The sequence below is a fragment of the Pseudomonas sp. SMN5 genome (genome assembly GCF_052041925.1).
Lineage (GTDB): Bacteria > Pseudomonadota > Gammaproteobacteria > Pseudomonadales > Pseudomonadaceae > Aquipseudomonas.
Genome location: NZ_JBKGGX010000006.1, coordinates 35697 through 62308 on the forward strand (window position 1 = coordinate 35697; position 26612 = coordinate 62308).

The 26612-nt window shown below is 61.0% G+C and carries 25 protein-coding genes; 10 read left to right on the top strand and 15 right to left on the bottom strand.

Annotated features, from left to right (window positions below):
- Window positions 1-29: 29 nt before the first annotated feature.
- The 6 genes from ACLEJR_RS07790 (at window position 30) to ACLEJR_RS07815 (ending at window position 5088) form a co-directional block, all read left to right on the top strand.
- Window positions 30-1067: an ABC transporter ATP-binding protein gene (locus ACLEJR_RS07790; protein WP_440813133.1), complete on the top strand. Its 1038-nt coding sequence runs from the start codon at window positions 30-32 to the stop codon at window positions 1065-1067.
- Between the two features lies 1 nt (window position 1068).
- On the top strand, window positions 1069-2013 hold the full coding sequence (locus tag ACLEJR_RS07795; RefSeq protein WP_440813135.1) for an ABC transporter permease: 945 nt from the start codon (window positions 1069-1071) through the stop codon (window positions 2011-2013).
- Window positions 2003-2827 (top strand): ABC transporter permease, encoded by an 825-nt coding sequence (locus ACLEJR_RS07800; protein WP_440813136.1) that lies wholly within the window; start codon window positions 2003-2005, stop codon window positions 2825-2827. The genes ACLEJR_RS07795 and ACLEJR_RS07800 overlap by 11 nt, the downstream gene beginning before the upstream one ends.
- A 160-nt stretch (window positions 2828-2987) precedes the next feature.
- Window positions 2988-4412: a gamma-aminobutyraldehyde dehydrogenase gene (locus ACLEJR_RS07805; protein WP_440813138.1), complete on the top strand. Its 1425-nt coding sequence runs from the start codon at window positions 2988-2990 to the stop codon at window positions 4410-4412.
- Window positions 4413-4562: 150 nt separating this feature from the next.
- Window positions 4563-4814 carry a CopG family ribbon-helix-helix protein gene (locus tag ACLEJR_RS07810; protein ID WP_440813141.1) on the top strand — a complete coding sequence of 84 codons (252 nt, stop codon included), beginning with the start codon at window positions 4563-4565 and terminating at the stop codon, window positions 4812-4814.
- Window positions 4789-5088, top strand: coding sequence for a type II toxin-antitoxin system RelE/ParE family toxin (locus ACLEJR_RS07815; protein ID WP_440813143.1), 300 nt, complete (start codon window positions 4789-4791; stop codon window positions 5086-5088). The genes ACLEJR_RS07810 and ACLEJR_RS07815 overlap by 26 nt, the downstream gene beginning before the upstream one ends.
- A 38-nt stretch (window positions 5089-5126) precedes the next feature.
- Here ACLEJR_RS07815 and ACLEJR_RS07820 read toward each other — a convergent pair whose 3' ends face one another.
- Window positions 5127-5312, bottom strand: coding sequence for a hypothetical protein (locus tag ACLEJR_RS07820; RefSeq protein WP_440791299.1), 186 nt, complete (start codon window positions 5310-5312; stop codon window positions 5127-5129).
- 363 nt (window positions 5313-5675) lie between these two features.
- Here ACLEJR_RS07820 and ACLEJR_RS07825 point away from each other — a divergent pair, with 363 nt between their 5' ends.
- On the top strand, window positions 5676-7301 hold the full coding sequence (locus ACLEJR_RS07825; RefSeq protein WP_440813144.1) for a glucan biosynthesis protein D: 1626 nt from the start codon (window positions 5676-5678) through the stop codon (window positions 7299-7301).
- Window positions 7302-7503: 202 nt separating this feature from the next.
- On the opposite strand, the gene ACLEJR_RS07830 is transcribed toward ACLEJR_RS07825, so the two are convergent.
- From ACLEJR_RS07830 to ACLEJR_RS07840, 3 genes are all read right to left on the bottom strand, one after another.
- Window positions 7504-8610 carry an NADH:flavin oxidoreductase/NADH oxidase gene (locus tag ACLEJR_RS07830; protein ID WP_440791303.1) on the bottom strand — a complete coding sequence of 369 codons (1107 nt, stop codon included), beginning with the start codon at window positions 8608-8610 and terminating at the stop codon, window positions 7504-7506.
- 345 nt (window positions 8611-8955) lie between these two features.
- Window positions 8956-10665: a single-stranded-DNA-specific exonuclease RecJ gene (gene recJ / locus ACLEJR_RS07835; protein ID WP_440813147.1), complete on the bottom strand. Its 1710-nt coding sequence runs from the start codon at window positions 10663-10665 to the stop codon at window positions 8956-8958.
- 118 nt (window positions 10666-10783) lie between these two features.
- Window positions 10784-11326 (bottom strand): YaeQ family protein, encoded by a 543-nt coding sequence (locus ACLEJR_RS07840; protein ID WP_245144898.1) that lies wholly within the window; start codon window positions 11324-11326, stop codon window positions 10784-10786.
- Between the two features lie 146 nt (window positions 11327-11472).
- Here ACLEJR_RS07840 and ACLEJR_RS07845 point away from each other — a divergent pair, with 146 nt between their 5' ends.
- Window positions 11473-12672, top strand: a complete 1200-nt coding sequence (locus tag ACLEJR_RS07845) for a CaiB/BaiF CoA transferase family protein (RefSeq protein WP_440813149.1) — start codon at window positions 11473-11475, stop codon at window positions 12670-12672.
- A 334-nt stretch (window positions 12673-13006) separates the two neighbouring features.
- Here ACLEJR_RS07845 and ACLEJR_RS07850 read toward each other — a convergent pair whose 3' ends face one another.
- The 11 genes from ACLEJR_RS07850 to ffh form a co-directional block, all read right to left on the bottom strand.
- Entirely contained in the window at window positions 13007-13294 is a 288-nt protein-coding gene (locus ACLEJR_RS07850) for a DUF3509 domain-containing protein (RefSeq protein ID WP_245144900.1), read from the bottom strand.
- A gap of 162 nt (window positions 13295-13456) precedes the next feature.
- Window positions 13457-14821: a transporter substrate-binding domain-containing protein gene (locus ACLEJR_RS07855; protein ID WP_440791311.1), complete on the bottom strand. Its 1365-nt coding sequence runs from the start codon at window positions 14819-14821 to the stop codon at window positions 13457-13459.
- 117 nt (window positions 14822-14938) lie between these two features.
- Entirely contained in the window at window positions 14939-16348 is a 1410-nt protein-coding gene (thrC, locus tag ACLEJR_RS07860) for a threonine synthase (protein WP_440813152.1), read from the bottom strand.
- A gap of 105 nt (window positions 16349-16453) precedes the next feature.
- Window positions 16454-17758, bottom strand: a complete 1305-nt coding sequence (locus ACLEJR_RS07865) for a homoserine dehydrogenase (protein ID WP_440791315.1) — start codon at window positions 17756-17758, stop codon at window positions 16454-16456.
- Window positions 17759-17890: 132 nt separating this feature from the next.
- Window positions 17891-18622 carry a DsbC family protein gene (locus ACLEJR_RS07870; RefSeq protein ID WP_440813154.1) on the bottom strand — a complete coding sequence of 244 codons (732 nt, stop codon included), beginning with the start codon at window positions 18620-18622 and terminating at the stop codon, window positions 17891-17893.
- Window positions 18623-19532: 910 nt separating this feature from the next.
- On the bottom strand, window positions 19533-20429 hold the full coding sequence (gene xerD / locus ACLEJR_RS07875; protein ID WP_440791319.1) for a site-specific tyrosine recombinase XerD: 897 nt from the start codon (window positions 20427-20429) through the stop codon (window positions 19533-19535).
- Window positions 20430-20539: 110 nt separating this feature from the next.
- Window positions 20540-20890 carry a 50S ribosomal protein L19 gene (gene rplS / locus ACLEJR_RS07880; RefSeq protein ID WP_003175895.1) on the bottom strand — a complete coding sequence of 117 codons (351 nt, stop codon included), beginning with the start codon at window positions 20888-20890 and terminating at the stop codon, window positions 20540-20542.
- A 45-nt stretch (window positions 20891-20935) separates the two neighbouring features.
- The gene (trmD, locus tag ACLEJR_RS07885; protein ID WP_440791321.1) at window positions 20936-21709 is read right to left on the bottom strand and encodes a tRNA (guanosine(37)-N1)-methyltransferase TrmD; all 774 of its coding nucleotides are present in this window, start codon (window positions 21707-21709) and stop codon (window positions 20936-20938) included.
- The gene (gene rimM, locus ACLEJR_RS07890) at window positions 21691-22227 is read right to left on the bottom strand and encodes a ribosome maturation factor RimM (RefSeq protein WP_440791323.1); all 537 of its coding nucleotides are present in this window, start codon (window positions 22225-22227) and stop codon (window positions 21691-21693) included. The genes trmD and rimM overlap by 19 nt, the downstream gene beginning before the upstream one ends.
- 5 nt (window positions 22228-22232) lie before the next feature.
- Window positions 22233-22484, bottom strand: a complete 252-nt coding sequence (gene rpsP, locus ACLEJR_RS07895) for a 30S ribosomal protein S16 (protein WP_003198088.1) — start codon at window positions 22482-22484, stop codon at window positions 22233-22235.
- 252 nt (window positions 22485-22736) lie between these two features.
- Window positions 22737-24113, bottom strand: coding sequence for a signal recognition particle protein (gene ffh, locus ACLEJR_RS07900; RefSeq protein WP_440791325.1), 1377 nt, complete (start codon window positions 24111-24113; stop codon window positions 22737-22739).
- 206 nt (window positions 24114-24319) lie between these two features.
- On the opposite strand from ffh, the gene ACLEJR_RS07905 reads away from it, so the two are divergent.
- Together ACLEJR_RS07905 and ACLEJR_RS07910 are read left to right on the top strand one after the other, a co-directional pair.
- Window positions 24320-25132: a cytochrome C assembly family protein gene (locus tag ACLEJR_RS07905; RefSeq protein ID WP_440791327.1), complete on the top strand. Its 813-nt coding sequence runs from the start codon at window positions 24320-24322 to the stop codon at window positions 25130-25132.
- 12 nt (window positions 25133-25144) lie between these two features.
- Complete coding sequence (locus tag ACLEJR_RS07910) at window positions 25145-26386, top strand: CNNM domain-containing protein (protein ID WP_440813157.1); 1242 nt, start codon at window positions 25145-25147, stop codon at window positions 26384-26386.
- Window positions 26387-26612 lie beyond the last annotated feature (226 nt).

Consider the following 26612-nt stretch of genomic DNA (forward strand, 5'->3'; position numbering starts at 1 on the left):
CATCGGCCCGTTTTCTGGAGCACCGCACCATGACGCTCGCAGTTCAATTCACTCAGGTCTCGCGCCTGTTCGGCGAGGTAACCGCCGTTGACCGGGTCTCCATCGACATCCAGGACGGTGAGTTCTTTTCCATGCTGGGTCCTTCCGGGTCGGGCAAGACCACCTGCCTGCGCTTGATCGCCGGGTTCGAGCAACCGAGCGCCGGCTCGATCCGTATCCATGGCGAAGAGGCCGTGGGACTCGCGCCGTATCAGCGGGATGTAAATACGGTTTTCCAGGACTACGCCCTGTTCCCGCACATGAGCGTACGGGACAACGTCGCCTATGGCTTGAAGGTCAAACGCGTCGCCAAGCCGGAGCGAATCCGGCGCGCTGAAGAAGCATTGGAGATGGTCGCCCTGGGCGGCTACGGTGAGCGCAAACCGGTGCAGCTTTCCGGCGGCCAGCGCCAACGGGTGGCCCTGGCCCGTGCGCTGGTCAATCGCCCACGCGTACTGCTGCTGGATGAACCCCTGGGCGCCCTCGATCTCAAGCTGCGTGAACAAATGCAGGGCGAACTGAAGAAGCTGCAACGCCAGTTGGGCATCACGTTCATTTTCGTCACCCACGACCAGACCGAGGCGCTGTCGATGTCCGACCGGGTGGCGGTGTTCAACAAGGGCCGAATCGAACAGGTCGATACGCCGCGCAACCTGTACATGAAGCCCCTGACGACCTTTGTCGCGGAGTTCGTCGGTACGTCCAACGTGATCCGTGGCGAACTGGCGCAACAATTGAGCGGGCAACCACAGCCGTTCTCGATCCGCCCCGAACACCTGCGCTTCGCCGACGGCCCGTTGGCCGCCAATGAAATCGAAGTCCAGGGCGTGCTGCACGACATCCAGTACCAAGGCAGCGCCACGCGCTACGAATTGAAGCTCGCCAACGGCCAGGGCCTGAACCTGAGCCAGGCCAATACCCGGTGGACCGACGACGGTGCGCCGCACCAGCCCGGCCAGCACTTGCGCGTGCGCTGGGCCCGTGAAGCGATGATCGCGCTGCACGACACTGTCGGCGGCGGGGTGTGAAATGAACACAGCGGCCCTGCCCCGGACAGCCACGCCGGGTTTTGCCCGACGCTTGTCCAACCTGCTCTACCGACGACCGAACCTGTACATGTCGCTGCTGTTGGTCCCGCCGTTGATCTGGTTCGGCGCGATCTACCTCGGCTCGTTGCTGACTTTGCTGTGGCAGGGTTTCTACACCTTCGACGACTTCACCATGGCGGTCACGCCGGACCTGACCCTGGCGAATTTCACGGCACTGTTCCAACCCTCGAACTTCGACATCATCCTGCGCACCTTGAGCATGGCCGTGGCGGTCTCCATCGCCAGCGCCATCATCGCCTTCCCCATCGCCTATTACATGGCGCGCTACACCAACGGCAAGACCAAAGCGTTTTTCTACATCGCGGTGATGCTGCCGATGTGGGCCAGCTATATCGTCAAGGCCTATGCCTGGACGTTGCTGCTGGCCAAAGGCGGCGTCGCGCAGTGGTTCATCCAGCACCTGGGCCTGGGGGCGCTGTTGCAGGGGGTGCTGGGCATTCCCGGGGTGGGCGGCAGCACGTTGTCCACTTCCCACCTGGGGCGCTTTCTGGTGTTCGTCTACATCTGGCTGCCGTTCATGATCCTGCCGATCCAGGCCTCTCTGGAGCGTCTGCCGCCGTCGCTGTTACAAGCCTCGGCCGACCTGGGCGCGCGGCCGCGCCAGACATTCATGCAGGTGATCCTGCCGCTGTCGGTACCCGGCATCGCGGCCGGTTCGATCTTCACCTTTTCGTTGACCCTGGGGGATTTCATCGTGCCGCAACTGGTGGGCCCACCGGGCTATTTCGTCGGCAGCATGGTCTACGCCCAGCAAGGGGCCATCGGCAACATGCCGATGGCGGCGGCGTTCACCCTGGTGCCCATCGTGCTGATCGCGATCTACCTGTCTATCGTCAAGCGCCTGGGGGCTTTCGATGCACTCTGACGCTTCTTTGCCTGGGCGGGCGTCCTGGGGCTTGCGCATCGCGGCATGGGGCGGGTTGGTGTTCCTGCACTTCCCGATCCTGATCATCTTTCTCTATGCGTTCAACACTGAAGACGCGGCGTACAGCTTCCCGCCCAAAGGCCTGACCCTGAAGTGGTTCAGCATCGCTTTTTCACGCCCGGATGTGCTGGAGGCGATCAAGCTGTCGTTACAGGTGGCAGCACTCGCCACGCTGATCGCCCTGGTGCTCGGCACGCTCGCCTCGGCGGCGCTGTACCGGCGGGATTTCTTTGGCAAGCAGGGGATTTCACTGATGCTGATCCTGCCGATTGCCCTGCCGGGGATCATCACCGGCATCGCGCTGCTGGCTACCTTCAAAACCCTGGGGATCGAACCCGGGATGTTCACCATCGTCGTCGGCCACGGGACTTTCTGCGTGGTGATCGTCTATAACAATGTCATCGCCCGCCTGCGTCGTACGTCCCACAGCCTGATCGAGGCATCCATGGACCTGGGCGCGGACGGTTGGCAGACCTTTCGCTACATCATCCTGCCCAACCTTGGCTCGGCACTGCTGGCCGGCGGGATGCTGGCGTTTGCGCTGTCGTTCGATGAAATCATCGTCACCACTTTCACCGCCGGCCACGAGCGCACGCTGCCATTATGGTTGCTCAACCAACTGAGCCGACCTCGCGATGTACCGGTGACCAATGTGGTGGCGATGCTGGTGATGATGGTCACGATGTTGCCGATACTCGGCGCCTATTACCTGACTCGGGGCGGGGAGAGTGTGGCGGGCAGTGGTGGGAAATAAACCACCGACCAACGACGACTATCCAGTGTAGGAGCGAGCCTGCTCGCGATGACTGACGAATATTCAACAAAGGTGTTGACAGTGGGGCCGCTATCGCGAGCAAGCTCGCTCCCACAGGGGTACCTTTACAGGCCAAGACTGCTTCATCGAGGACACGAACATGCAAACCAAACTGCTGATCAATGGTCATCTGGTCGCCGGCGAAGGTCCAGGCCAGGCGGTGTTCAACCCGGCGCTGGGCCGGGTGCTGGTAGAGATCAACGAGGCCAGCGAAGCCCAGGTCGATGCCGCCGTGCGTGCCGCCGACAGCGCCTTCGATAGCTGGTCGCAGGTCGCGCCAAAGGATCGCTCGCTGCTGTTGCTCAAGCTGGCCGATGCCATCGAAGCCCACGGTGAAGAACTGGCGAAGCTGGAATCGGACAACTGCGGCAAGCCCTTGAGCGCCGCGCTGAACGACGAGATCCCGGCGATTGCCGATGTGTTCCGCTTCTTTGCCGGCGCCAGCCGCTGCATGAACGGTTCGGCGGGCGGTGAATACCTGCCGGGGCACACCTCGATGATCCGCCGCGACCCGGTGGGCGTCATTGCTTCAATCGCACCGTGGAACTACCCGCTGATGATGGTCGCCTGGAAAATCGCCCCGGCCCTGGCCGCCGGCAATACCGTGGTGCTCAAGCCCTCGGAACAAACACCACTGACGGCGCTGCGCCTGGCCGAGCTGGCGTCAGAGATTCTACCGGCCGGTGTGCTCAACGTGGTATTCGGCCGTGGGCAAACCGTCGGCCAACCGCTGGTGACCCATCCGAAGGTACGCATGGTCTCGCTGACCGGCTCCATTGCCACCGGCTCGCACATCATTTCCAGCACTGCCGACAGCGTCAAGCGCACCCACATGGAGCTGGGCGGCAAGGCCCCGGTGATCATTTTCGACGATGCCGACATTGACGCGGCGGTAGAAGGCATCCGTACCTTCGGTTTCTACAATGCCGGCCAGGATTGCACCGCTGCCTGCCGCATCTACGCCCAGCAGGGTATCTACGAGAAATTTGTCGAGAAACTCGGTGCGGCGGTGGCCAGTATCAAGTACGGCCTGCAAACCGCATCGGACACCGAGATGGGCCCGCTGATCACGGCCCAGCATCGAGATCGTGTGGCCGGTTTCGTCGAACGAGCCATCGCCCAGCCGCACATCCGCCTGGTCACTGGCGGCAAGTCGGTGGAGGGCAACGGTTTCTTCTTCGAACCAACCGTGCTGGCCGACGCCCAGCAGGACGATGAGATTGTCCGCCGGGAGGTCTTCGGCCCGGTGGTGTCGGTCACGCCGTTTCTCGACGAAGCCCAGGTACTGGCCTGGGCCAACGATTCGGAATACGGCCTGGCCTCATCGGTGTGGACCGCCGACATCGGCCGCGCCCATCGCCTGTCGGCCCGCCTGCAATATGGCTGCACCTGGGTCAACACCCACTTCATGCTCGTCAGCGAAATGCCCCACGGCGGTCAGAAGCGTTCCGGCTATGGCAAGGATATGTCCATGTATGGGCTCGAGGATTACACGGTGGTGCGGCATGTGATGTTCAAGCATTGAATACGCTGCAAAGCACTTTGAAACACATGTGCAGCACCACTCCCGGTGCGTCTTGCTAAGGTTTGCGTCGGATCGGTACATGCTCGCCGGTTGACGGAAATCCTGGCAAGGCCTACGGTGTCTACAATGTATACACCTCGGAGAGCTACTATGGCCTCGCCTGTTTTATCCTTTCGTGTGGAAGAAGGTCTGGCCCAACAGCTGGACATGCTCGCTGCTGCCACCGATCGCGATCGTCAATACCACCTCAAGCGTGCTCTGGTTCGATATGTGGAAGCCGAATCCTGGCATCTGCAAGCCATTGGCGAAGGCATCGCGGATGCCGATGCCGGAAACCTGACCGACCTGGATGCCGTAGAGGCTAAGTGGGCAAAGCGTGCCGAGCATCGTACTGACCGATAAAGCACAAAGTGACCTGGACTCGATTCATGAATACTACCAAGGCGCTATCGGTACTGAAGGCGCCGACGACGTCATCACGCACATCCTGACAACGTTGCGGCAGTTGCAACGTTTTCCAGGCTCAGGCCGTCCGTCACCCATTCCTGATATCCGCGAATTGGTACTGACACGCTACCCGTTCATTGCACCTTATCGGGTGATGGACGGGCAGTTGCAGGTCTTGCGGATACTTCATCAACGCACGGAGCGCCCTCAGGACTGGTCAACGCAATGATGCCGGCCGAGCTCCCAGGCCCGGCCGTTCGCCTTCTGTTAAAACCTCGAAACACTCCTCATCGCATCCACCAGGTAACGCATGGCGATCCGGTCGTTTTCCGACAGTTCCCGATAGCGCTCCACCAGTTTCAGTTCTTCCAGGCTGAGTCGTCGAGTCCTGCGCACACGGGTCAGGCCAGGAAAGATTCCCAGCATTTCAGCGATGCTCTGTATTTTCGTCATGAGCGTTGTCCTTCTTTACGTCGAGTTTGACCTGATAGCGCTTTCTGGAATCCGGATCGGACTGCCTACACTTCAAGAATAGGGACGATTCGAACGGTGGAAAGGGAGTTTTAGAGTAATTAGTCAAAAAATGCTGGAAACGACATAAAAAAAGAAATATCTGTAAGAAAATTTAACTAAGTCCCGCTTTCTTTTCTCTTCTCGCCCGCTCATCCCCTATGATTTTGCGCCTCAGTGAACCGATCCGGCTCTCAGGCATCTGTTCTAGCGTCCGTCGCGTTTGGCCAAAGGTATGTCCGAACTCTTTTACCCATTTTCTGTTGCCAGGATCGGCACGGGATGGTTGTGAGAAAGGTTGTATTTATGCATCGCAGGAACCTGCTCAAGGCCTCCATGGCCTTCGCCGCCTATACCGGTCTTTCGGCCACCGGACTGATGGCCGCTCGCGCCTGGGCCACGGATCAAGCCGCCGACGGCGAAGCCCGTCCCTTCGATTTCGATGCGCTGAAAGACCAGGCCCGGCACTTGGCCAAGACCCGCTATGTCGACACCAAGCAAGTCTTGCCACCGACCCTGGCGATGATGTCGCCCCTGCAATTCAATGCGATTCAGTACGACGCCAACCACTCGTTATGGAACAAGCTGGACGGTCAATTGGACGTGCAGTTTTTTCATGTCGGCATGGGCTTCAAACAGCCGGTGCGCATGTACAGCGTCGACCCCAAGACCCGACTGGCTCGCGAAGTGCACTTCCGCCCTCAGTTGTTCAACTATGAAAAAACCACGGTCGACACCTCTCAATTGACCGGCGACTTGGGATTTGCCGGTTTCAGGGTGTTCAAGGCACCGGAGCTGGACCGGCACGACATCGTTTCATTCCTGGGGGCCAGTTATTTCCGCGCCGTGGACGCCACCGGCCAGTACGGGTTGTCCGCTCGTGGTTTGGCCATTGACACCTATGGCAAGAAACGCGAAGAGTTTCCGGACTTCACCAAGTTCTGGTTCGAGACGCCGGATAAGAACAGCACCCGTTTCGTGGTCTACGCCCTGCTCGATTCCCCCAGCGCCACCGGTGCCTATCGGTTTGACATCGATTGCCAGCCGACCCGGGTGGTGATGGAAGTCGACGCGCACGTCAATGCCCGGACCGCCATCGAGCAACTGGGCATTGCCCCCATGACCAGCATGTTCAGCTGTGGCACTGTCGAGCGGCGCATGTGCGACACCATTCACCCGCAGATCCATGATTCCGACCGACTCGCCATGTGGCGTGGCAACGGCGAGTGGGTCTGCCGTCCGCTGAACAACCCGGCCACCCTGCAATTCAACGCCTTCGCCGACAACAACCCGAAAGGGTTCGGCCTGGTACAGACCGACCACGACTTTGCCAGTTACCAGGACACCGTGGACTGGTACAGCAAGCGCCCGAGCCTGTGGGTCGAACCGACGACGGCCTGGGGCGAAGGCTCGGTGGACCTGCTGGAAATTCCTACCACCGGCGAGACCCTGGATAACATCGTGGCGTTCTGGACACCGAAAAAACCGGTGGCCGCCGGTGATTCGCTGAACTACGGCTACAAACTCTACTGGAGCGCCCTGCCTCCGGTCAGCACCGACCTGGCTCACGTGGACGCGACCCGCTCGGGTATGGGCGGTTTTATCGAGGGCTGGGCGCCGGGCGAGCACTACCCGACCGTCTGGGCGCGCCGCTTCGCGGTGGACTTCAGTGGCGGCGGCCTCGACCAACTGCCGCCGGGCACCGGCATCGAACCGGTGGTGACCTGCTCCCACGGCGAGGTGAAGGATTTCAACGTGCTGGTGCTGGATGCGATCAAGGGCTACCGAATCACCTTCGACTGGTACCCCACCGACGATCGCGTCGACCCGGTGCAGATGCGCCTGTTCATTCGCACCAAGGACCGCACCTTGAGCGAAACCTGGTTGTACCAGTACTTCCCGCCGGCGCCGGAGAAGCGTAAGTATCCCTGATATAGATTTAGCGCCTGGAATGGCCCTATCGCGAGCAAGCTCGCTCCCACACTGGCTTGTGTAGCTCACCAGGTTTGTGAACAACATCGGCCCCTGTGGGAGCGAGCTTGCTCGCGATGAGGCCGGCACAAGCCCCGAATGTCCGAGCAGAAAAGCAAAAGCCCCGGCCAACATAGCCAGGGCTTTTCGCTTTATCACTCACTCAATCGCGTAAATCCGACTCATGAATCGGCTGGTCGCGATGCGTCGCCCGCTGGTACTGCGCCGGCCACACGGCCTTGCGCCCACCCAGGTCATCGTCGGCATGCAGGGCCCAGTACGGGTCACGCAACAATTCGCGGGCCAGGAAAATGATGTCGGCCTGGCAGGTGCGCAGGATGTGCTCGGCCTGGGCCGGCTCGGTGATCATGCCGACCGTGCCGGTGGCGATCTCCGACTCCTTGCGCACCCGTTCGGCAAAGCGCGTCTGGTAACCCGGGCCGGTGGGAATTTCCGCATTGGCAGCGGTACCGCCCGACGACACATCGATCAGGTCCACCCCCAGCGCCCGGAATCGCCGCGCCAGTTCCACGGTTTCGTCCGGGTTCCAGCCGTCCTCGACCCAGTCGGTGGCCGACACGCGCACGAATACCGGCAACTCCTCGGGCCAGACGGCCCGGACCGCTTCGGTGACTTGCAGCACCAGACGGATGCGGTTCTCAAACGAGCCGCCGTATTGGTCACGTCGCTGGTTGCTCAACGGTGATAGAAACTGGTGCAGCAAATAACCATGGGCCGCGTGGACCTCGACCACTTTGAAACCAGCGGTCAGCGCACGCTTGGCTGAATCGACGAACGCCTGGATCACGCCGGCGATCTGCCCTTCGTCCAACTGCACCGGCTGGGTGTGCTGCGGGTCAAAGGCAATTGGCGACGGACCGACGGGAACCCAGCCGCCATCCGCCGGTTTCACGCTGCCATGCTTGCCCACCCAGGGACGCCAGGTGCTGGCCTTGCGCCCGGCGTGAGCCAGCTGGATAGCCGGCACAGCCCCTTGGGCGGTAATGAACCGGGTGATGCGTTGCAGGGGTTGGATCTGTTCATCGTTCCACAGCCCAAGGTCCTGGGCGGTGATCCGTCCATCGGCGGTGACTGCGGTGGCCTCGGTGAACACCAGCCCGGCTCCGCCCACGGCGCGGCTGCCAAGGTGCACCAGGTGCCAGTCGTTGGCCAGGCCATCGACGCTCGAGTATTGGCACATCGGCGACACCGCGATGCGATTGGGCAGGGTCAGTTGGCGAAGGGTATAGGGTTCCAGCAGCAGACTCATGGGGCACCTCTCGAATCAGTGGGCAGGCTCCAGGGTTCTGTTTGAAAAGTCGACGAGTGACAAAAGGTACAACACCCGCCCCCGCGGGCAACGAAAATCGACAAGACGTCACAAGGGCTATCAACCAGTGCTTAGAGCCTAGTCGACAACCTGAAGCAAGGGAGGGTTCAGAACTAAAAACCTGGCCTTGTGGGACAGCGCTGCACTGAAGGCAATATGCCCCCGTGGCGAGGGAGCTTGCTCCCGCTGGACGCGCCAGCGTCCCCTTGCAATGTGATGGCTGGAATTCAGGGGCCGCTTCGCAGCCCAGCGGGAGCAAGCTCCCTCGCCACGAAGGCCCCTCGCCTACCGCGGCTCGATATGAGCAATCATCAACTGCACCGTTTCCTGGCCGCGGAATTCGTTGAGATCAAGCTTGTACGCCAGTTCGACCCAACGCACCGTAGGGTTGGGCCAGATGTCCCGGTCGATGCCAAAGGCGATGCCGTCGAGCTTCACCGAGCCGCACTCGCTCTTGAGCACCACCTTGAGGTGCCGCTCGCCCACCACGCGCTGCTCCACGAGCTGGAATACGCCGTGGAACATCGGCTCGGGGAAATGTTGGCCCCAGGGCCCGGCGTGGCGCAGCGCCCGCGCCAGCTCCAGGTGGAATTCTTCCACCGCCAATGTCCCGTCCGACAACAGGCGACCAGTCAGGTCTTCTTCACGCAATTGCCTGCGCACCTCCGCGTCGAACGCCTCGGCGAACAGCGGGAAATTCGCTTCCGGCAACGTCAGGCCCGCCGCCATGGCGTGACCGCCGTACTTGCTGATCAAGGTGGGATGCTGCGCCGCCACCACGCTCAGCGCATCACGAATGTGAAAGCCCGGCACCGAACGCCCCGAGCCCTTGAGCAAGCCGTCGCCGGCGTCGGCGAAGGCAATGGTCGGGCGGAAATAGCGTTCTTTCATCCGCGAGGCGAGGATGCCGATAACCCCTTGGTGCCACTGCGGATCGAACAGGCACAGGCCGAAGGGCATCGACTCCAGCGGCAGGTCCTTGAGCTGGGCCATGGCTTCGCGCTGCATGCCCTGTTCGATGGACTTGCGGTCCTGGTTCATGCCGTCCAGTTGCGCAGCCATCTCCCGGGCCAGGGCCAAATCGTCGGTGAGCAGGCACTCGATGCCCAGGCTCATGTCATCCAGGCGGCCCGCCGCGTTCAGGCGCGGCCCGAGGATAAACCCCAGGTCGGTGGAGGTGATGCGTGAATGGTCGCGCTTGGCCACTTCCAGAATCGCCTTGATGCCCGGGCGGGCGCGTCCGGCACGAATCCGCTCCAGGCCCTGGTGCACCAGGATCCGGTTGTTGGCATCCAGGGGCACCACGTCGGCGACGCTGCCCAAGGCTACCAGGTCCAGCAGTTCGCCAATGTTCGGCTGGGGCTGGGTGGCATACCGACCCAGACTGCGCAGACGCGCCCGCAGCGCCATCAGCACGTAGAAGATCACCCCGACACCGGCCAGCGCCTTGCTCGGGAATTCACAGCCCGGCTGGTTCGGATTGACGATAGCATCGGCCGCCGGCAGCTCCAGGCCCGGCAAGTGGTGGTCGGTGACCAGCACCTTGAGCCCCGCCGCTTTCGCCGCCGCCACGCCTTCCACGCTGGAAATGCCGTTATCCACGGTGATCAGCAACTGCGGCTCGCGGGTCAGCGCGACTTCGACGATCTCCGGGGTCAGGCCGTAGCCATATTCGAAGCGATTGGGCACCAGATAATCGACATGGGCCGCCCCGAGCAGGCGCAGGCCCAGCACACCCACGGTGCTGGCCGTCGCGCCATCGGCATCGAAGTCGCCGACGATCAGGATCCGCTGGCGTTGCTCCAGCGCCACCACCAGCAGTTCCACCGCCGCGTCGATGCCCTTGAGCTGCTGGAACGGGATCAAGCGTGCCAGACTCTTGTCCAGCTCCGTTTCGGACTGCACACCGCGGGCGGCGTACAGGCGGGTCAACAGGGGCGGCAGGTCACCGAGAAATGGCAGGGTTTCGGGTAGCTGGCGGGGTTCTATGCGCATGGGGTGACGGGTGTTTCTCTTTGATGTGTAGGAATATCGGCTTTGGATCGTGGCGAAGGAGCTTGCTCCCTCGCCACAATGAAGCCTGACTCTGGCTCAGTGAATCAAAGCCCCGGGATTAGCCTCGCTCACCCAGCAACCATTGCAACTGCACCTCATGCTGGCCACGGTCGTCGGTTACGAAAATCGTCCCCTCGCTGATCATCACGTCCCACTTGATCACGCGGGGCATGTCCTGGGCGAGAGTTTCCAGCACTTCCTGGGGCACGGCGGCGATGTTGACGTTCTTCAGGCCCTTGACCGCCGGGATCACCTTGCCTTCCCAGACCCGCAGGCTGCCGTAGGCCAGCAGGCTGGTGCGCTCGGTACGGCGCGAGCACCAGGTCAGGCGTTCGGCGTCAGGCTGGCCCACTTCGATCCAGTGCAACACACGGTCATCCAGGCTTTTTTCCCACAACGCAGGTTCATCTACATCCGACAGACCGCGACCAAACGACAGTAGCTCGTTGTACCAGAAGGCGTAGGCCAGCAAGCGCACGGTCATGCGCTCTTCGGTTTCCGAAGGATGGCGGGCGATGGTCTGTTTCACGTTCTCGTACACGTTGCGGTCGAGGTCGGTGAGGTTCAGTTCAAACTTATAGGTCGTGGACGGCTGGGCCATGAACGGGCTTCTTGATGCGAGGAAAGGCGGCAAGTCTAACCGATGACGCGGCCATTCCACGAATTGCCGACCATCAACCTGCGGCGGGCGGCATCGGCCTATGATAAAACGCTCTTCTCGTTCGTTTTTGTCCTACAGGATCCATCATGTCGCTTACTGCCAAACCGCTCGCGGGCGTCAAAGTCATCGAACTTGGCACTCTCATCGCAGGACCTTTTGCCTCGCGGATCTGCGGGGAGTTCGGGGCCGAGGTGATCAAGGTCGAATCGCCCGATGGCGGCGATCCACTGCGCAAGTGGCGCAAGCTGTATGAAGGCACGTCGCTGTGGTGGTTCGTCCAGGCCCGTAACAAGAAATCCCTGACTTTGAACCTCAAGCACCCCGAAGGCCTGGCGATCCTGAAGAAGCTGATCGGCGAGGCTGACATTCTGATCGAGAATTTCCGTCCCGGGGTGTTGGAAAAACTCGGCCTGGGCTGGGAGGTTCTGCACGCGCTGAATCCCGGACTGGTGATGGTGCGGCTTTCGGGCTTCGGCCAGAGCGGACCGATGAAAGACCAGCCGGGGTTCGGCGCGGTGGGCGAATCCATGGGTGGCCTGCGCTACATCACCGGGTTCGAGGACCGCCCGCCGGTACGCACCGGGATTTCCATCGGCGACTCCATCGCCGCCTTGTGGGGTGTGATCGGTGCGCTCATGGCGCTGCGCCACCGCGACGTCAACGGCGGCACCGGCCAAGTGGTCGACGTGGCGTTGTACGAAGCGATTTTCGCCATGATGGAAAGCATGGTGCCCGAATTCGACGTGTTCGGTTTCATCCGCGAGCGCACCGGCAACATCATGCCTGGCATCACCCCTTCGTCCATCCACACCAGCGCCGACGGCAAGCATGTGCAAATCGGCGCCAACGGTGACGCGATTTTCAAGCGCTTCATGCGAATCATCGGTCGTGATGACCTGGCCAACGATCCACAACTCGCCAGTAACGACGGGCGAGACAGCCGGCGCGACGAGCTGTACGGCGTGATCGATCGCTGGGTCAATTCGCTGCCGCTCGACAGCGTGATGGAACGGTTGAACCGGGCCGAGGTGCCGGCCAGCCGGATCTTCAGCGCCGAGGATATGTTCAGCGACCCGCAGTTCCTGGCTCGGGAGATGTTCCTGCAAGCCCGATTGCCCGACGGCAAGGCGTTCAAGATGCCAGGTATCGTGCCGAAGCTCTCCGACACGCCCGGGACATCCGAATGGGTCGGACCAGGGCTGGGCGAGCACAACGATCAGGTACTCGGCGCCCTGGGCTACGACGCGCAACAGATCGCCAAACTACGTAGCGACGGTGCTATTTGACGGCCCATGCTGCGAACGACGGTCCATGACTACCAAAGCCCCACTGTGAGAGCGAGCCCGCTCGCGATAGCGTGTATCAGCCAGTATCGAATCGACTGACCCGACGCTTTCGCGAGCAGGCTCGCTCCCACAAAAGCGTCACACACCGGAGCTTGAATGCCGGACAAAACGCCGGGCAAAAAGAAACCCCGAGCAGTGGGGAGACAACTCGGGGTTAAACGTAACCCATATCAAGGTTCGTACCACAAGCGACGAGCACCGGAGCACAATGCTCGCTCTTGTTGGTAAAAAGTCTGACTCTCCAGACTGTAAGAAGGTTCCCACACAATCTCAGTCAATTCGGGGCGGCCATGACCTTGTCGGCGGCCAGGTTACGCAGCGCTGCGATCACACAAGGCTCCAGGCGCCCCTCGGCAATCAGTACATCGCGATGCAAGCCATCGACGACATCCGTCAACTGACGCTTGTCGGTCAATTGAGCCTGGTTGAACACGCGCTCGACCATGATCGCCCCAGAGGTATTCTTCAGTGTCACCAGGCATTCGCCCTTGGCGCCAGAGGGAGTCAGCGTGACCTGATACGGGCTCAAAGCCTCACCCAGCAATAGGCTGATACTTTCCATTCGCTCACCCTTCAATAGTCCGAAAACAACTGCATGTACACACTAAGTGACCGTGGGCCGCAGTAGAAAGTTCGTTAGCGCACCGAGCCGGCACGCCGGAACTCGTTCAATCGAGCATGCGCGTCGAATATGACAGCTAGACAACAGCCGCATCGGCCCGCCTCAGGCCAGGAACCGATCGGAGCGGCTCCAGCGGCGGCCGACATCGATCCAGCCCCCCAGCAGGCCACGCAATTGCCCGTCGGCGCCATAGAAGGGCACCGACCAGTGGTAGATTTCCCGCAAACCGCTGCGAAACATCAACTGGCGGTCGATGTATCGAGGCTGGCCGGTGCGCAGCTGCTCCATGACCTCCCCGTGCAGCAACTCGGCCGTGGCCGGCGGGAACGCGGCACAGTCAATCAGCCGCGTACCACGCAGCCTTTCAAAGCGGGTCGCGAATTGTTCCTCATAGCTTTTGTTGCACATGATCAGGCGGCCTTCCAGGTCCCGGATAAAAATCGGGTCGGGGATAGCGTCCATCAAGGCGCTCTGAAGCATCAGTTGGTCCTTGAGCACCGCCTCGGCCTTGAGGCGCTGGTCGATCTGTATTTTCAGGCGGCGGTTCCACAACACCGAGAGCAAACCGAATAGCGCCACCACCGGCACGCACCAGTAACCCCAACCGGACACCCGCCTCCAGAATGACGGCTCCTGGGCAGGCGCACTGCCGGCCATCCATTTGGCGCGCAGGGCACGCATTTCCTCGGCCGGGAAGACCTCCAGGGCCTTATTCAGAATGCTGAGCAGCGACGGCAGGTCCTGGCGCACGGCCAGGTAATCCGGCTCCCATTTGCCCTCCACACTGGCGCCTACCTGCAACTGCCCTGTGGGGTACAGATGCACCCCCGTTTCATTTTCGATGGTCGCGAAGGCTTCCCGACTTTCCACCAGTGCCCGCGCCTCGCTGTTGGTCTTGACCGTACGCAGCTGGATGGCCGGGTAGTCACGGCGGATTTCCGCTTCCAGGGCATGCCGCGCCGGCAACGCCAGGACCCTGCCATTGAGCTGCTCCAGGGAATGCAAGGCAGACTCGCCATCACGCCCGACGAACACCCAGCCGTAACCGCCAAAGGCATGGCTGAAGCTCAGGAAATCCCTACGCTCGTCATTCATTGCCAGGGTGGTGGTCATGTCGGCTTCGCCGTTCTCCAGCATCGTCATCAACTGATCGGGGGAAAATGACTCCCGGTGCACGAATTCGAGCCCGGTCATTTGCGCGATACGCTGGAGAATGTCGTGATTGAGCCCGTCCCACCGGCCCAGTTCATTCTTGAACAGGTACAGCGGAAACTGCATCGAGGCGACGATGACCCGCGGGTTCTCCTTGATCCATTTCAACTCCTGGGCATCCAGCACCGGCCGCACATCGGGCGGTGGCGTGTCGAGGGCCGCCATCTGTGCCGCGCTGCTCCATTGCGCCCAGTACAACAGGGCCAGGCCCATCACCCAGCTCAGCGCTGGCTTGCTTCTGATAAAAAACGACATCTGCACTTCCTTCGAGATGACTCGCCCTCCTCCAAGGCGAAAACCCGGCCAGTTTGGCATGTAGAAACAAGAAAGCCCGTCAGGAGACGGGCTTCAAAATGTGACAGGTTGCGGCGGTCAGAGAGGCTTGCCGCGGTTGCCATGCTGGCTGACAAAGGCCTGTACGGCTTTCAGGTCATTTGGCAACACGGTGCAGCGCTCATCTCGCTCAAACAAATCAGAAAGATGTGCAGGCAGTTCAAGCGCTTTTCCTACGCCAGCTTTCTCCACTGCTTCCGGAAACTTGACCGGGTGGGCGGTCCCTAGGATGACCATCGGGGTATCCAGGCTGCGACGGCACTCCCGGGCAGCCCGCACGCCGATGGCGGTGTGCGGATCGAGCAGTTCGCCCGTCTGGGCGAACACCTCGGCGATGGTCTCGCAGGTTTGTGCGTCATCCACCGCCAGGGAATCGAACAGCTTGCGGGCTTCGGTCCAGCGTTCGGGTTCGACGCTGAAACCACCACCCTGTTTGAAGCTGTCCATCAGGCCGGCAATCGCCGCTCCGTTGCGCCCGTGGAGGTCGAACAACAGGCGTTCGAAGTTCGACGACACCATGATGTCCATCGATGGCGACAACGTGGCGTGCAGGGTTTCCTTGACGTACTGGTTGCCGCTCATGAAGCGATGCAGGATGTCGTTGCGATTGGTGGCGACGATCAATTGGTTGATCGGCAGCCCCATGTTGCGCGCCAGGTAACCGGCGAAGATATCGCCGAAGTTGCCGGTGGGCACCGAGAACGACACAGAGCGGGCCGGGCCGCCCAACTGCAGCGCCGCGTGGAAGTAGTAAACGATCTGGGCCATGATCCGCGCCCAGTTGATCGAGTTCACCGCCACCAGACGGGTACCCTTGAGGAAGCCCTGGTCGGCGAAGCTGGCCTTGACCATTTCCTGGCAGTCGTCGAAGTTGCCTTCGATGGCGATGTTGTGGATGTTATCGCCGAAAATCGTCGTCATCTGCCGACGCTGCACTTCCGAGACGCGGTTGTGCGGGTGCAGGATGAAGATGTCGACGTTTTCGCAACGCTTGCAGCCTTCGATGGCGGCCGAACCGGTGTCGCCCGAGGTCGCACCGACAATCACCACCCGCTCGCCGCGCTTTTGCAGCACGTAGTCCAGCAAGCGGCCAAGCAGCTGCAGGGCAAAGTCCTTGAAAGCCAGTGTCGGGCCGTGAAACAGCTCCATCACCCATTCGTTACCGTTGAGCTGACGCAGCGGTGCGATGGCGTTGTGGGAAAAGACCCCATAGGTCTCTTCCAGGATCTTCCTGAAATCGGCATCCGGAATGCTGCCGGTGACGAACGGGCGCATGACCCGGAACGCCAGCTCGTGGTATGGCAGGCCGGCCCAGGAAGCGATTTCTTCCTGGGTGAAGCGCGGCAGGTTTTCCGGCACATAGAGGCCGCCGTCCGTGGCCAGGCCGGCCAGCAGGACATCTTCGAAATTCAGGGCCGGTGCCTGGCCGCGGGTGCTGATATAGCGCATGGGGGCAAACCTTTGGTTTGAGCTTCGAGCTTCGAGCTGCAAGCTACAAGTTGACAGCGGATCGGCTTTTACTTGGAGCTTGCAGCTTGCGGCTTGCAGCTTTGGTTAATTCAGATGCTCAACGCGGATCCGGACAACAGGGCCGACGACGCCCTGGAGCGCTTCCAGCGCGGCAATCGCATCGTTGATACGCTGCTCGACCACGCGGTGGGTCAGCAGAATCATCGGCACCAGGCCGTCGTGTTCCTCGACTTCCTTCTGCATGATCGACTCGATATTGATGCCACGCTCCGACAGGATAGTCGCCACCTGGGCCAGTACGCCCGGATGGTCCTTGGCCTGTATGCGCAGGTAGTAGGAGCTTTCGCATTCCTGGATCGGAAGAATCGGGTGCGCCGACAGCGAGTCCGGCTGGAAGGCCAGGTGCGGCACACGATTTTCCGGATCCGAGGTCATGGCGCGAACCACGTCCACCAGGTCGGCCACCACCGAAGAGGCGGTCGGCTCCATGCCCGCGCCGGCGCCGTAGAACAACGTCGAACCGGAAGCGTCGCCGTTGACCATCACCGCGTTCATCACGCCGTTGACGTTGGCGATCAGACGGTCGGCCGGGATCAGGGTCGGGTGCACACGCAGCTCGATGCCGCTGGCGGTGCTGCGCGCCACGCCCAGGTGCTTGATGCGATAGCCCAGGGCCTCGGCATAGTTCACGTCAGCGGTGGTCAGCTTGGTGATGCCTTCGGTGTAGGCCTTGTCGAATTGCAGCGGGATACCGAAAGCGATGGACGCCAGGATCGTCAGCTTGTGCGCCGCGTCGATGCCTTCCACGTCGAACGTCGGATCGGCTTCGGCATAACCGAGGGCCTGGGCTTCGGCGAGCACGTCTTCAAAGGTGCGGCCCTTCTCGCGCATCTCGGTGAGAATGAAGTTGCCGGTGCCGTTGATGATCCCGGCTACCCAGTTGATGCGGTTGGCCGACAGGCCTTCGCGGATCGCCTTGATCACCGGTATACCACCGGCCACGGCGGCTTCGAAAGCCACGATCACGCCCTTCTCGCGGGCCTTGGCGAAAATTTCATTACCGTGAACGGCGATGAGCGCCTTGTTCGCGGTGACCACATGCTTGCCATTCTCGATGGCCTTGAGTACCAGCTCGCGGGCAACGGTGTAGCCGCCCACCAACTCTATGACGATGTCGATCTCAGGGTTCGTGGCCACTTCGAACACATCGTTGGTAATCGCAATACCGGTCGTCTGGAACTGAGGCTTTGGCGTGCGCATGGCAATTTGTGCCACTTCGATTCCACGCCCGGCACGACGAGCAATTTCCTCGGCGTTGCGCTGAAGTACGTTGAAGGTGCCGCCACCGACGGTACCTAACCCACAGATGCCTACTTTGACCGGATTCACACTTGACTCCCCATGAAACGGCCGACGCAAGGTCGGCCGTGAAATACAGCCGCGCAGCAACGCGACTTTGTGTTTAACGGCCCGACGAAGGTTTTCGCCGAGCCGTGATCTTCAAGAACGGATCGCCCATGATCATTTCGCGCCAAGGGCCAGTTTGGCGACTTGTGGCGCCGGCTGATAGCCCGGAATCACCTGTCCGTCCGCCAAAACGATGGCCGGCGTACCGTTCACGCCAATGGACTGGCCAAGGGCGAACTGCTTGGAAACCGGGTTCTCGCACTTGGCAGCCTTGATTTCCTTGCCGTCGACCATTTTATCCATGGCCGCTTTCTTGTCCTTGGAGCACCAGACCGCCTGCAACTGCTCATCGCCCGGCGAGCCCAGGCCCTGGCGCGGGAACGCTACATAGCGTACTTCGATGCCGCGCTTGTTCAGCTCCGGCACTTCGGCATGCAGCTTGTGGCAGTACGGGCACGTGGTGTCGGTGAACACGGTGATATGGGACTTGGTTTCGCCGACCGCCGGGTAGACCACGGTCTCGGCGACCGGAATGCCGTTGATCAACTTGGAGATGCCCTGACGCTCGGTCATTTCGGTGAGATTGACCGGCTTACCATCCTTGAGCTTGAACAGGTTGCCCTGGACGATGTATTGCCCGTCGGCACTGGCATAAAGCACGCGGCTGCCCTTGAGCTTGACTTCATACAGTCCGCTCATGGGGCTGGCCGAGATGGCTTCTATTGGCACTTCCAGCTGAAGGTTTTCCAGGCTCTTGCGGATAGCCTTGTCAGCCGCGTCGTCGGCGATGGCAAAGGTACTGGCCAACGCAATCGCGGCGGCGGTGAACATCTGGATCAAACGCATGGGGACTCCTGAGGCGGACAAATGAGACGGGGAAACGCCGACCCGCAGATTCGGGTTCCAGCCGCCCACTGTGCAAACCGGCAAAGCCTACCACAGTAAGCCCCGCGTGGCCGAATGCCGGTGATGCAAGACATTGGCGGGGGGGCTTTTTTGTAGGGCCTGGCTCAAGAAACTCATTGACTGTACCGCCGTCTTCGCGAGCAGGCTCGCTCCCACAGGGGAACGGCGGTGAACACAAAATAGCCCAACACCAAAAATCAGTGTGGGAGCGAGCCTGCTCGCGATAGCGGTGGGTCAGCTTGCACAGCTGTTGAATGTACCGCCGTCTTCGCGAGCAAGCCCGCTCCCACAGGGGAATGGCGGCGAACACAAAATAACCGGACGCCACAGATCATTGTAGGAGCGAGCCTGCTCGCGATAGCGGTGGGTCAGCTTGCACAGCTGTTGAATGTACCGCCGTCTTCGCGAGCAAGCCCGCTCCCACAGGGGAATGGCGGCGAACACAAAATAACCGGACACCAAAGATCAATGTGGGAGCGAGCCTGCTCGCGATAGCGGTGGGTCAGCTTGCACAGCTGTTGAATGTACCGCCGTCTTCGCGAGCAAGCCCGCTCCCACAGGGGAATGACGGCGAACACAAAATAATCCGACACCAAAAATCAGTGTGGGAGCGAGCCTGCTCGCGATAGCGGTGGGTCAGCTTGCACAGCTGTTGAATGTACCGCCGTCTTCGCGAGCAAGCCCGCTCCCACAGGGGAATGGCGGCGAACACAAAATAACCGGACGCCACAGATCATTGTGGGAGCGAGCCTGCTCGCGATGGCGGTGGGTCAGCTTGCACAGCTGTTGAATGTACCGCCGTCTTCGCGAGCAAGCTCGCTCCCACAGGGATAGTGGCTGTCGCCCTCATTCATCCCCGAGGATGGTGCTTGGCGTGCAAATCCTGCAACCGTGCCCGGGCGACGTGGGTGTAGATCTGGGTGGTGGACAGGTCGCTGTGGCCCAGTAGCATCTGCACGACCCGCAGGTCGGCGCCGTGGTTGAGTAAATGCGTGGCGAAGGCATGGCGCAGGGTGTGGGGCGAGAGGGACTTGGCGATCCCGGCGACCTTGGCCTGGTGTTTGATGCGGTGCCAGAAGGTCTGACGGGTCATCTGCTCACCGTTGCGGCTCGGGAACAAGACGTCGCTGGGGCGTCCGCCCAGCAGTTCATGGCGCGCGTCGCGCATGTAGCGCTCGACCCAGACGATCGCTTCTTCACCCATCGGCACCAGGCGTTCCTTGCTGCCTTTGCCCATCACCCGCAGCACACCCTGGCGCAGGTTGACCTGTTCCAGCGTCAGGCTGATCAGTTCGGTGACCCGTAGGCCACAGGCATAGAGCACCTCCAGCATGGCCCGGTCGCGCTGGCCGATGGCTTCGCTCAGGTCCGGCGCCGCCAGTAGCGCTTCCACGTCAGCCTCCGACAGCGACTTGGGCAGTGGGCGTCCCAATTGGGGCATTTCCACGCGCAACGTCGGATCCACCGCGATCAGCTTTTCCCGCAACAGATAGCGATAAAACCCACGCAGGCCGGAAAGAAAGCGTGCGGTCGAGCGCGGTTTGTAGTTTTGCTCCAGGCGCCAGGCCAGGTGATCGAGGATCAGCTCGCGCCCGGCATTGATCAGCTCCAGGTCCTGTTCCTGCAACCAGCCGTTGAATAGCGCCAGGTCGCTGCGATAGGCGCCACGGGTGTTATCGGACAGGCCCTTCTCCAGCCAAAGGGCGTCGAGAAACTGGTCTATCAAGGGGTGATCGATGGCAGGCATAAACGCTCATGAAAGATGCAAAACCGAAGTTATGCAGGGTGCGCAAAGTGCAAATCGCAGGCAACAAAAAAGCAGCCCGCAGGCTGCTTTTTTTGCATCGGAAGCTGGACTTAAGCCAGTTTTTCCTTGATGCGCGCTGCTTTACCGGACAGGTCACGCAGGTAGTACAGCTTGGCTTTACGCACGTCACCGCGACGCTTCACAGCCATGCTGTCGATTTGCGGGCTGTAGGTCTGGAAAGTACGCTCTACGCCAACACCGTTGGAGATTTTACGAACGGTGAATGCACTGTTTACGCCGCGGTTACGCTTGGCGATAACAACGCCTTCGAACGCTTGCAGACGCGAACGGTCGCCTTCCTTCACTTTCACCTGAACGACAATGGTGTCGCCCGGGGCAAAGGTAGGGATTTCCTTGGTCATCTGCTCTGCTTCGAGTGCAAGGATGATTTTGTTAGTCATGCTGTGCTCCTAAGGCAAGTCGTCGGACTCACCATCGATACGTTGTTAACTATCGTCCCGCTCGCGGATGTATTCCTCGAGCAGCTTCTTCTCTTCTCCAGAAAGCGAGCGGCTTTCCAGAAGATCGGCGCGTCGTTCGTAGGTCCGACCAAGGGACTGCTGCAAACGCCAACGCCGGATGTGCGCGTGGTTGCCACTTAGCAACACGTCGGGAACACGCTGATCCGCATACACCTCCGGTCGGGTGTAGTGCGGGCAATCCAGCAGACCATCCGTAAAGGAATCTTCCTCAGCGGAATCTGCATGCCCTAAAGCTCCAGGCAGCAGTCGTGTAACCGCATCGATCAGGACCATCGCCGGCAGCTCGCCGCCAGACAGTACATAGTCGCCAATCGACCACTCTTCATCGACATGAGCTTCAATGAAACGCTCGTCAATGCCTTCATAACGGCCGGCAATCAGGATCAATGCATCCGAATTCGCCAGCTCGCGTACCGCCGACTGAGTCAGCTGGCGGCCTTGGGGCGACAGGTAGATCACCTTCGCACCCTCCCCGGCTGCCGTCCTGGCCTGAACCAGTGCATCTTCCAGGGGCTTGATCTTCATCACCATGCCCGGACCACCGCCAAACGGGCGATCGTCCACAGTGTGATGCCGATCCGTGGTGTAGTCCCGCGGATTCCAACAGGTCAGCTGCAACAGATCCTGTTTCACCGCGCGGCTGGTTATGCCGTACTCGCTGATGGCGGAAAACATCTCGGGAAACAATGTGATGACTTCGACGCGCAAACTAGCCACGTTCAGAAATCCGCATCCCATTCCACCTTCATTTCGCCAGCTTCCAGATTAACGGCCAACACGCATTGCTCGGTATAGGGCAACAGGCGTTCGCGATCATCCAGACTGCCGACGCAAGGCTTGACCACCATGACATCATTCGAACCGGTCTCGAGCAGGTGATCGATTTTCCCGAGCAATTGCCCGAGGTGGTCGATGACCTTCAGACCTACCAGCTGGTACCAGTAGTACTCGCCGTCGGTCAGTTCAGGGAACAGGTTGCGTGGCACGCAGATCTCATAACCGGCCAGAAGACGCGCTTCTTCACGATCATCGAGACCCTTGAGCTTTGCGACCAGGAACTTTTCATTCCCGCGTCCGCTGACCAGCTCAACCTGTTTCACACTACCTTCGCGCTTGAGCGTCCAGGTTTTGTAGTCCAACAGGTTTTTGATCGGATCAGTAAAGGAATACACCTTCACTTCGCCGCGAACGCCATGAACAGAATAGATCTTGCCGACAACGATCAGGTCGTCAGCATCTTTTGGCGTCGCGTTCATATTGCTCAGGCCGCAGCCTTAGCCGATTCCTTCAACAACTGAGCAACGCGCTCAGAAGGTTGTGCACCAACGCTCAGCCAGTAGGCTACGCGCTCTTGGTTCACGGACAGACGAACTTCCTGACCACGGGCAACAGGGTTGAAGAAACCAACCTGCTCCTTGTGGGAACCGTCACGCGGATTGCGGCTGTCGGTTACGGTCAGGTGGTAAAACGGGCGCTTTTTGGAGCCGCCAAGGGCAAGACGGATTGTTAGCATGTGAACATCGTTCCTGTAGTCGGTGCTGCAAATCTAAATGCACAGCGGGCATAGGTGCCCGAAAGGCCGCATATTCTAAGGAATATCCGGACTTTTGCAAATGTCTTTTTCCGGCGCCTATCGGCTGGCCATCCAGATCTGCCATGGAGCCGTCGTTGAAAACGGCCAGTCAGCCCCCCGTCCGAAGGCGGTTGGCTGCAAATCCCACGTCCCCGTGGGCTGCACCGGCAGGAGCGCCGATGCGTGGATTCGTTAAATCTTGGGCATGCCGCCGCCGGGCAACATACCGCCCATGCCGCGCATCATCTTGGCCATCCCGCCCTTGGCGGAGAATTTCTTCATCATCTTCTGCATCTGCTTGTGCTGCTTGATCAAGCGACCGATGTCCTGCACCTGGGTGCCGGAGCCCATGGCGATCCGACGCTTGCGCGAACCGCTGATCAGCTCAGGGTCGCGGCGCTCGGCCGGGGTCATGGAGTTGATGATGGCTTCCATCTGCTTGAACTGCTTTTCAGCCGCACCCTGGGCATTGCCCATCTGCGCCAGGTTCACGCCACCGATGTTCGGCAGTTTGTCCATGAGCCCGCCGAGGCCGCCCATGTTCTTCATCTGTTGCAGCTGGTCGCGGAAGTCTTCGAGGTCGAAGCCCTTGCCCTTCTTCAGCTTCTTGGCCAGTTTGTCGGCCTTGTCCTTGTCGAGGGTCTGCTCGGCCTGCTCGATCAGGCTGAGCACGTCGCCCATGCCCAGGATGCGCGAAGCAATACGCTCGGGGTGGAACGGTTCGAGCGCTTCACTCTTTTCGCCCATACCGATGAACTTGATCGGCTTGCCAGTGATGGCCCGCACCGAAAGCGCGGCACCGCCACGGGCGTCGCCGTCGACCTTGGTCAGGATCACACCGGTCAGCGGCAGCGCGTCGCCAAACGCCTTGGCGGTGTTGGCGGCGTCCTGGCCGGTCATGGCGTCGACCACGAACAGGGTTTCCACTGGCTTGACCGCGGCATGCAGCGCCTTGATCTCGCCCATCATCTCTTCGTCGATGTGCAGGCGACCGGCGGTGTCGACGATGACCACGTCGATGAACTTGAGTTTTGCTTCCTTAATAGCAGCCTGGGCGATGTCCACCGGCTTCTGGCTCAGGTCGGACGGGAAGAACGTCACGCCGATGTCGTTGGCCAGGGTTTCCAGTTGTTTGATCGCCGCCGGACGGTAGACGTCCGCGGACACCACCATCACCGATTTCTTCTTGCGCTCTTTAAGCAGGCGCGCCAGCTTGCCGGCGGTCGTGGTCTTGCCCGCGCCCTGCAGGCCGGCCATCAACACCACCGCTGGCGGCACAGCGCTCAGGTTCAGGTCTTCGTTGGCGGCGCCCATCAGGCTTTCGAGCTCGGCCTGGACGATCTTCACGAACGCCTGGCCCGGCGTCAGGCTGCGCGACACTTCGGTGCCGACGGCGCGTTCCTTGACCGAGTTGACGAAGTCCTTGACCACCGGCAGGGCGACGTCGGCTTCAAGCAGCGCCATGCGCACTTCGCGCAGGGTGTCTTTGATGTTGTCCTCGGTCAGTTTCGCCTTGCCGGTGACATGGCGCAGCGTCTGCGAGAGACGGTCGGTTAGGTTTTCAAACATGCGCGATCCTTTCAGGCCCAGATGAGACCGGGATAATGGCGGCCCAGACCGTGAAAAATGTGCTCGGCGAGCCTGCGGCGTGGGCAGGTCGCGGATTATAGCGAAGAAGCGGGCCGCGTACACCTCGCTGTCGGTGCCGGCGGTCTTTCGTGCGGTGGGGGTTCTATGCCAAACTCAGCGCCTTTCGGGCCTGCCTAACAGGATTTATGCTCCCCTTGTCACCCAGTTTGCTTGCCTCGCTCGTCGCCGCCTGCCTATATGCCGCTGCGACCCTCTACCAAGGCACTCGCCTGGCCTCCGGCGCCAAGGCGAACAAACGCCTGCTGGTCACGCTTGGCGTGCTGGCGGTGCTCGGCCATGCCGCCAGTCTTTATGCCCACCTGATGACACCGATCGGCCTGGGCCTGGATTTCTTCAACGCCGCCAGCCTGATCGCGGTGGCCGTGATCGCCCTGACGCTGCTGGCCTGCTCGCGCATCCCGGTGGAAAACCTGCTGGTGCTGCTTTTCCCGTTGGGGCTGGCGACGGTTTTGCTGGCGCAATTCGCGCCGTCGGGCACGGTGCAGGTCATTGACGAAGAACCGGGCATCCTCGCCCACATCCTGCTGTCGATCCTCGCCTATGGACTGTTCACCATCGCGGTGTTCCAGGCCTTGCTGCTGCTGGTGCAGGATCACCAGCTCAAGCACAAGCACCCGTCCGGGCTGATCCGCAACTTCCCGCCACTGCAAACCATGGAAAGCCTGCTGTTCGGCTTCCTGTGGGGTGGCTGGACGCTGCTGTCGCTGTCGCTGATCTCCGGCTGGCTGTTCGTCGAGAACCTGTTCGCCCAGCACCTGGTGCACAAGACCCTGCTGGCGTGCCTGGCCTGGGTGGTGTTCAGCGTGTTGCTGTGGGGCCGCAACCGTCTCGGCTGGCGCGGCCATAAAGCGATTCGCTGGACCCTGGCCGGCTTCTGCCTGCTGATGCTGGCTTACTTCGGCAGCAAGCTGGTCCGTGAATACATCCTGCACATCTGACGGACGGCTCTGATGGATACGTTGCCCGTGGCGCCGCTGCTCGCCGTGTTGGTCGTACTGATTCTCTGGTCAGCGCTGTTCACCGCCATCGAAGCCGCGCAGCAGCACCTGCGGGCCCAACGCAAGGCCTCGCGCGCCACCGACAAGCCGCTGGCGACGCTGAACTTCCCGCTGTCCAGCCTGATCCTTTGCAATACCTTGTGTCGCGCCATGGCCATGGTGATCGGCACACTGCTGGGGATCTTCACTTGGCAGGAGAATGGCCCCTGGGCGGCCTGGCTGGGCACCAGCGCAGCGCTGCTGGTGTTCGCCGATTACCTGCCGCGCACCCTGGCCGTGCGCCAGGCCGATGCAGTGCTGGCACTGGGCAACACCTTGCTGGGCATTCCATTGAAGATTGTTTATCCGTTTGCCTGGCTGCTGAACAGCCTCAGCCAATGGTTGCTACGACCGCTTGCCCGCAAGACCAAGGTGGTGCAGCAAAGCGATGACGAAGCGCCTACGCCATCGCGCAGCGAGCACGAACCGGAGCACAACGGCGGTCGATTGCAGCCGATGTCCGGCATTCATGCCCTGGATAACATTACCGTCAATGACATCCTGGTGCCCCGCAGCGAGGTCGACGGGATCAACCTGGACGACCCCATCGGCGAAATCATCGAACAGTTGCGCCTGAACCGTCGGACCCGCCTGCCGGTATTCCACAGCGATATCAACCAGGTCGAAGCGGTGCTCAACACCCGCCAGATCCGCCACTTGCTGGCGGATGCGAGCCTGACCAAGGAAGCGCTGCTGGCCGCCTCCCATGAGCCGTACTTCGTCCCCGAAAGCACGCCCCTGCAACTGCAATTGCTGAACTTCCACAAGCAGCAACGGCGCCTGGGCATGGTGGTGGACGAATATGGCGAGGTGCTGGGCATCGTCACTCTGGAAGACATCCTCGAAGAAATCGTCGGCGAGTTCGAAAGCGAGCACAGCCTCGACAACCCGCACGTCCACCCCCAGCCCGACGGTCGCCTGATGATCGACGGCGCCGCGTCGATCCGTGAACTGAACCGGACCCTGGGCTGGCACCTGCCCTGTGACGGCCCCAAGACCCTCAACGGGCTGGTGACCGAAGCGCTGGAAACCATTCCCGAGAGCCCGGTATGCCTGAAGATCGGCCGCTACCGGCTGGAAATCGTCGAGACCGTGGACAACCGCGTCAGCCAGGTGCTGGCGTGGCATAACAGCTCGGTGCCTGCGGTTCTCTGATCTCCTGTGGCGAGGGAGCTTGCTCCCGCCGGGCCGAGCTGGCGCACCAGTGCGAAGCAGCCCCATCACATCTGAATGCGGTCAATCAGACATACCGCAGAGCCCGGTACAGGGGCTGCTGCGCAACCCAGCGGGAGCAAGCTCCCTCGCCACAGGGTTTGCGCAGGCATCGCTATTGAGTACAAACGCCCTTGTCGATTCGTTAGCCTCCTTTCTATACTCACCC

Bases quoted from the DNA above. Each gene is read 5' to 3' on its own strand.
- ACLEJR_RS07790 (WP_440813133.1), top strand. From the start codon at position 30: ATGACGCTCGCAGTTCAATTCACTCAGGTCTCGCGCCTGTTCGGCGAG.
- ACLEJR_RS07795 (WP_440813135.1), top strand. From the start codon at position 1,069: ATGAACACAGCGGCCCTGCCCCGGACAGCCACGCCGGGTTTTGCCCGA.
- ACLEJR_RS07800 (WP_440813136.1), top strand. From the start codon at position 2,003: ATGCACTCTGACGCTTCTTTGCCTGGGCGGGCGTCCTGGGGCTTGCGC.
- ACLEJR_RS07805 (WP_440813138.1), top strand. From the start codon at position 2,988: ATGCAAACCAAACTGCTGATCAATGGTCATCTGGTCGCCGGCGAAGGT.
- ACLEJR_RS07810 (WP_440813141.1), top strand. From the start codon at position 4,563: ATGGCCTCGCCTGTTTTATCCTTTCGTGTGGAAGAAGGTCTGGCCCAA.
- ACLEJR_RS07820 (WP_440791299.1), bottom strand. From the start codon at position 5,312: ATGACGAAAATACAGAGCATCGCTGAAATGCTGGGAATCTTTCCTGGC.
- ACLEJR_RS07825 (WP_440813144.1), top strand. From the start codon at position 5,676: ATGCATCGCAGGAACCTGCTCAAGGCCTCCATGGCCTTCGCCGCCTAT.
- ACLEJR_RS07830 (WP_440791303.1), bottom strand. From the start codon at position 8,610: ATGAGTCTGCTGCTGGAACCCTATACCCTTCGCCAACTGACCCTGCCC.
- recJ (WP_440813147.1), bottom strand. From the start codon at position 10,665: ATGCGCATAGAACCCCGCCAGCTACCCGAAACCCTGCCATTTCTCGGT.
- ACLEJR_RS07840 (WP_245144898.1), bottom strand. From the start codon at position 11,326: ATGGCCCAGCCGTCCACGACCTATAAGTTTGAACTGAACCTCACCGAC.
- ACLEJR_RS07845 (WP_440813149.1), top strand. From the start codon at position 11,473: ATGTCGCTTACTGCCAAACCGCTCGCGGGCGTCAAAGTCATCGAACTT.
- ACLEJR_RS07850 (WP_245144900.1), bottom strand. From the start codon at position 13,294: ATGGAAAGTATCAGCCTATTGCTGGGTGAGGCTTTGAGCCCGTATCAG.
- ACLEJR_RS07855 (WP_440791311.1), bottom strand. From the start codon at position 14,821: ATGTCGTTTTTTATCAGAAGCAAGCCAGCGCTGAGCTGGGTGATGGGC.
- thrC (WP_440813152.1), bottom strand. From the start codon at position 16,348: ATGCGCTATATCAGCACCCGCGGCCAGGCACCGGCCCTGAATTTCGAA.
- ACLEJR_RS07870 (WP_440813154.1), bottom strand. From the start codon at position 18,622: ATGCGTTTGATCCAGATGTTCACCGCCGCCGCGATTGCGTTGGCCAGT.
- xerD (WP_440791319.1), bottom strand. From the start codon at position 20,429: ATGCCTGCCATCGATCACCCCTTGATAGACCAGTTTCTCGACGCCCTT.
- rplS (WP_003175895.1), bottom strand. From the start codon at position 20,890: ATGACTAACAAAATCATCCTTGCACTCGAAGCAGAGCAGATGACCAAG.
- trmD (WP_440791321.1), bottom strand. From the start codon at position 21,709: ATGGGATGCGGATTTCTGAACGTGGCTAGTTTGCGCGTCGAAGTCATC.
- rimM (WP_440791323.1), bottom strand. From the start codon at position 22,227: ATGAACGCGACGCCAAAAGATGCTGACGACCTGATCGTTGTCGGCAAG.
- rpsP (WP_003198088.1), bottom strand. From the start codon at position 22,484: ATGCTAACAATCCGTCTTGCCCTTGGCGGCTCCAAAAAGCGCCCGTTT.
- ffh (WP_440791325.1), bottom strand. From the start codon at position 24,113: ATGTTTGAAAACCTAACCGACCGTCTCTCGCAGACGCTGCGCCATGTC.
- ACLEJR_RS07905 (WP_440791327.1), top strand. From the start codon at position 24,320: ATGCTCCCCTTGTCACCCAGTTTGCTTGCCTCGCTCGTCGCCGCCTGC.
- ACLEJR_RS07910 (WP_440813157.1), top strand. From the start codon at position 25,145: ATGGATACGTTGCCCGTGGCGCCGCTGCTCGCCGTGTTGGTCGTACTG.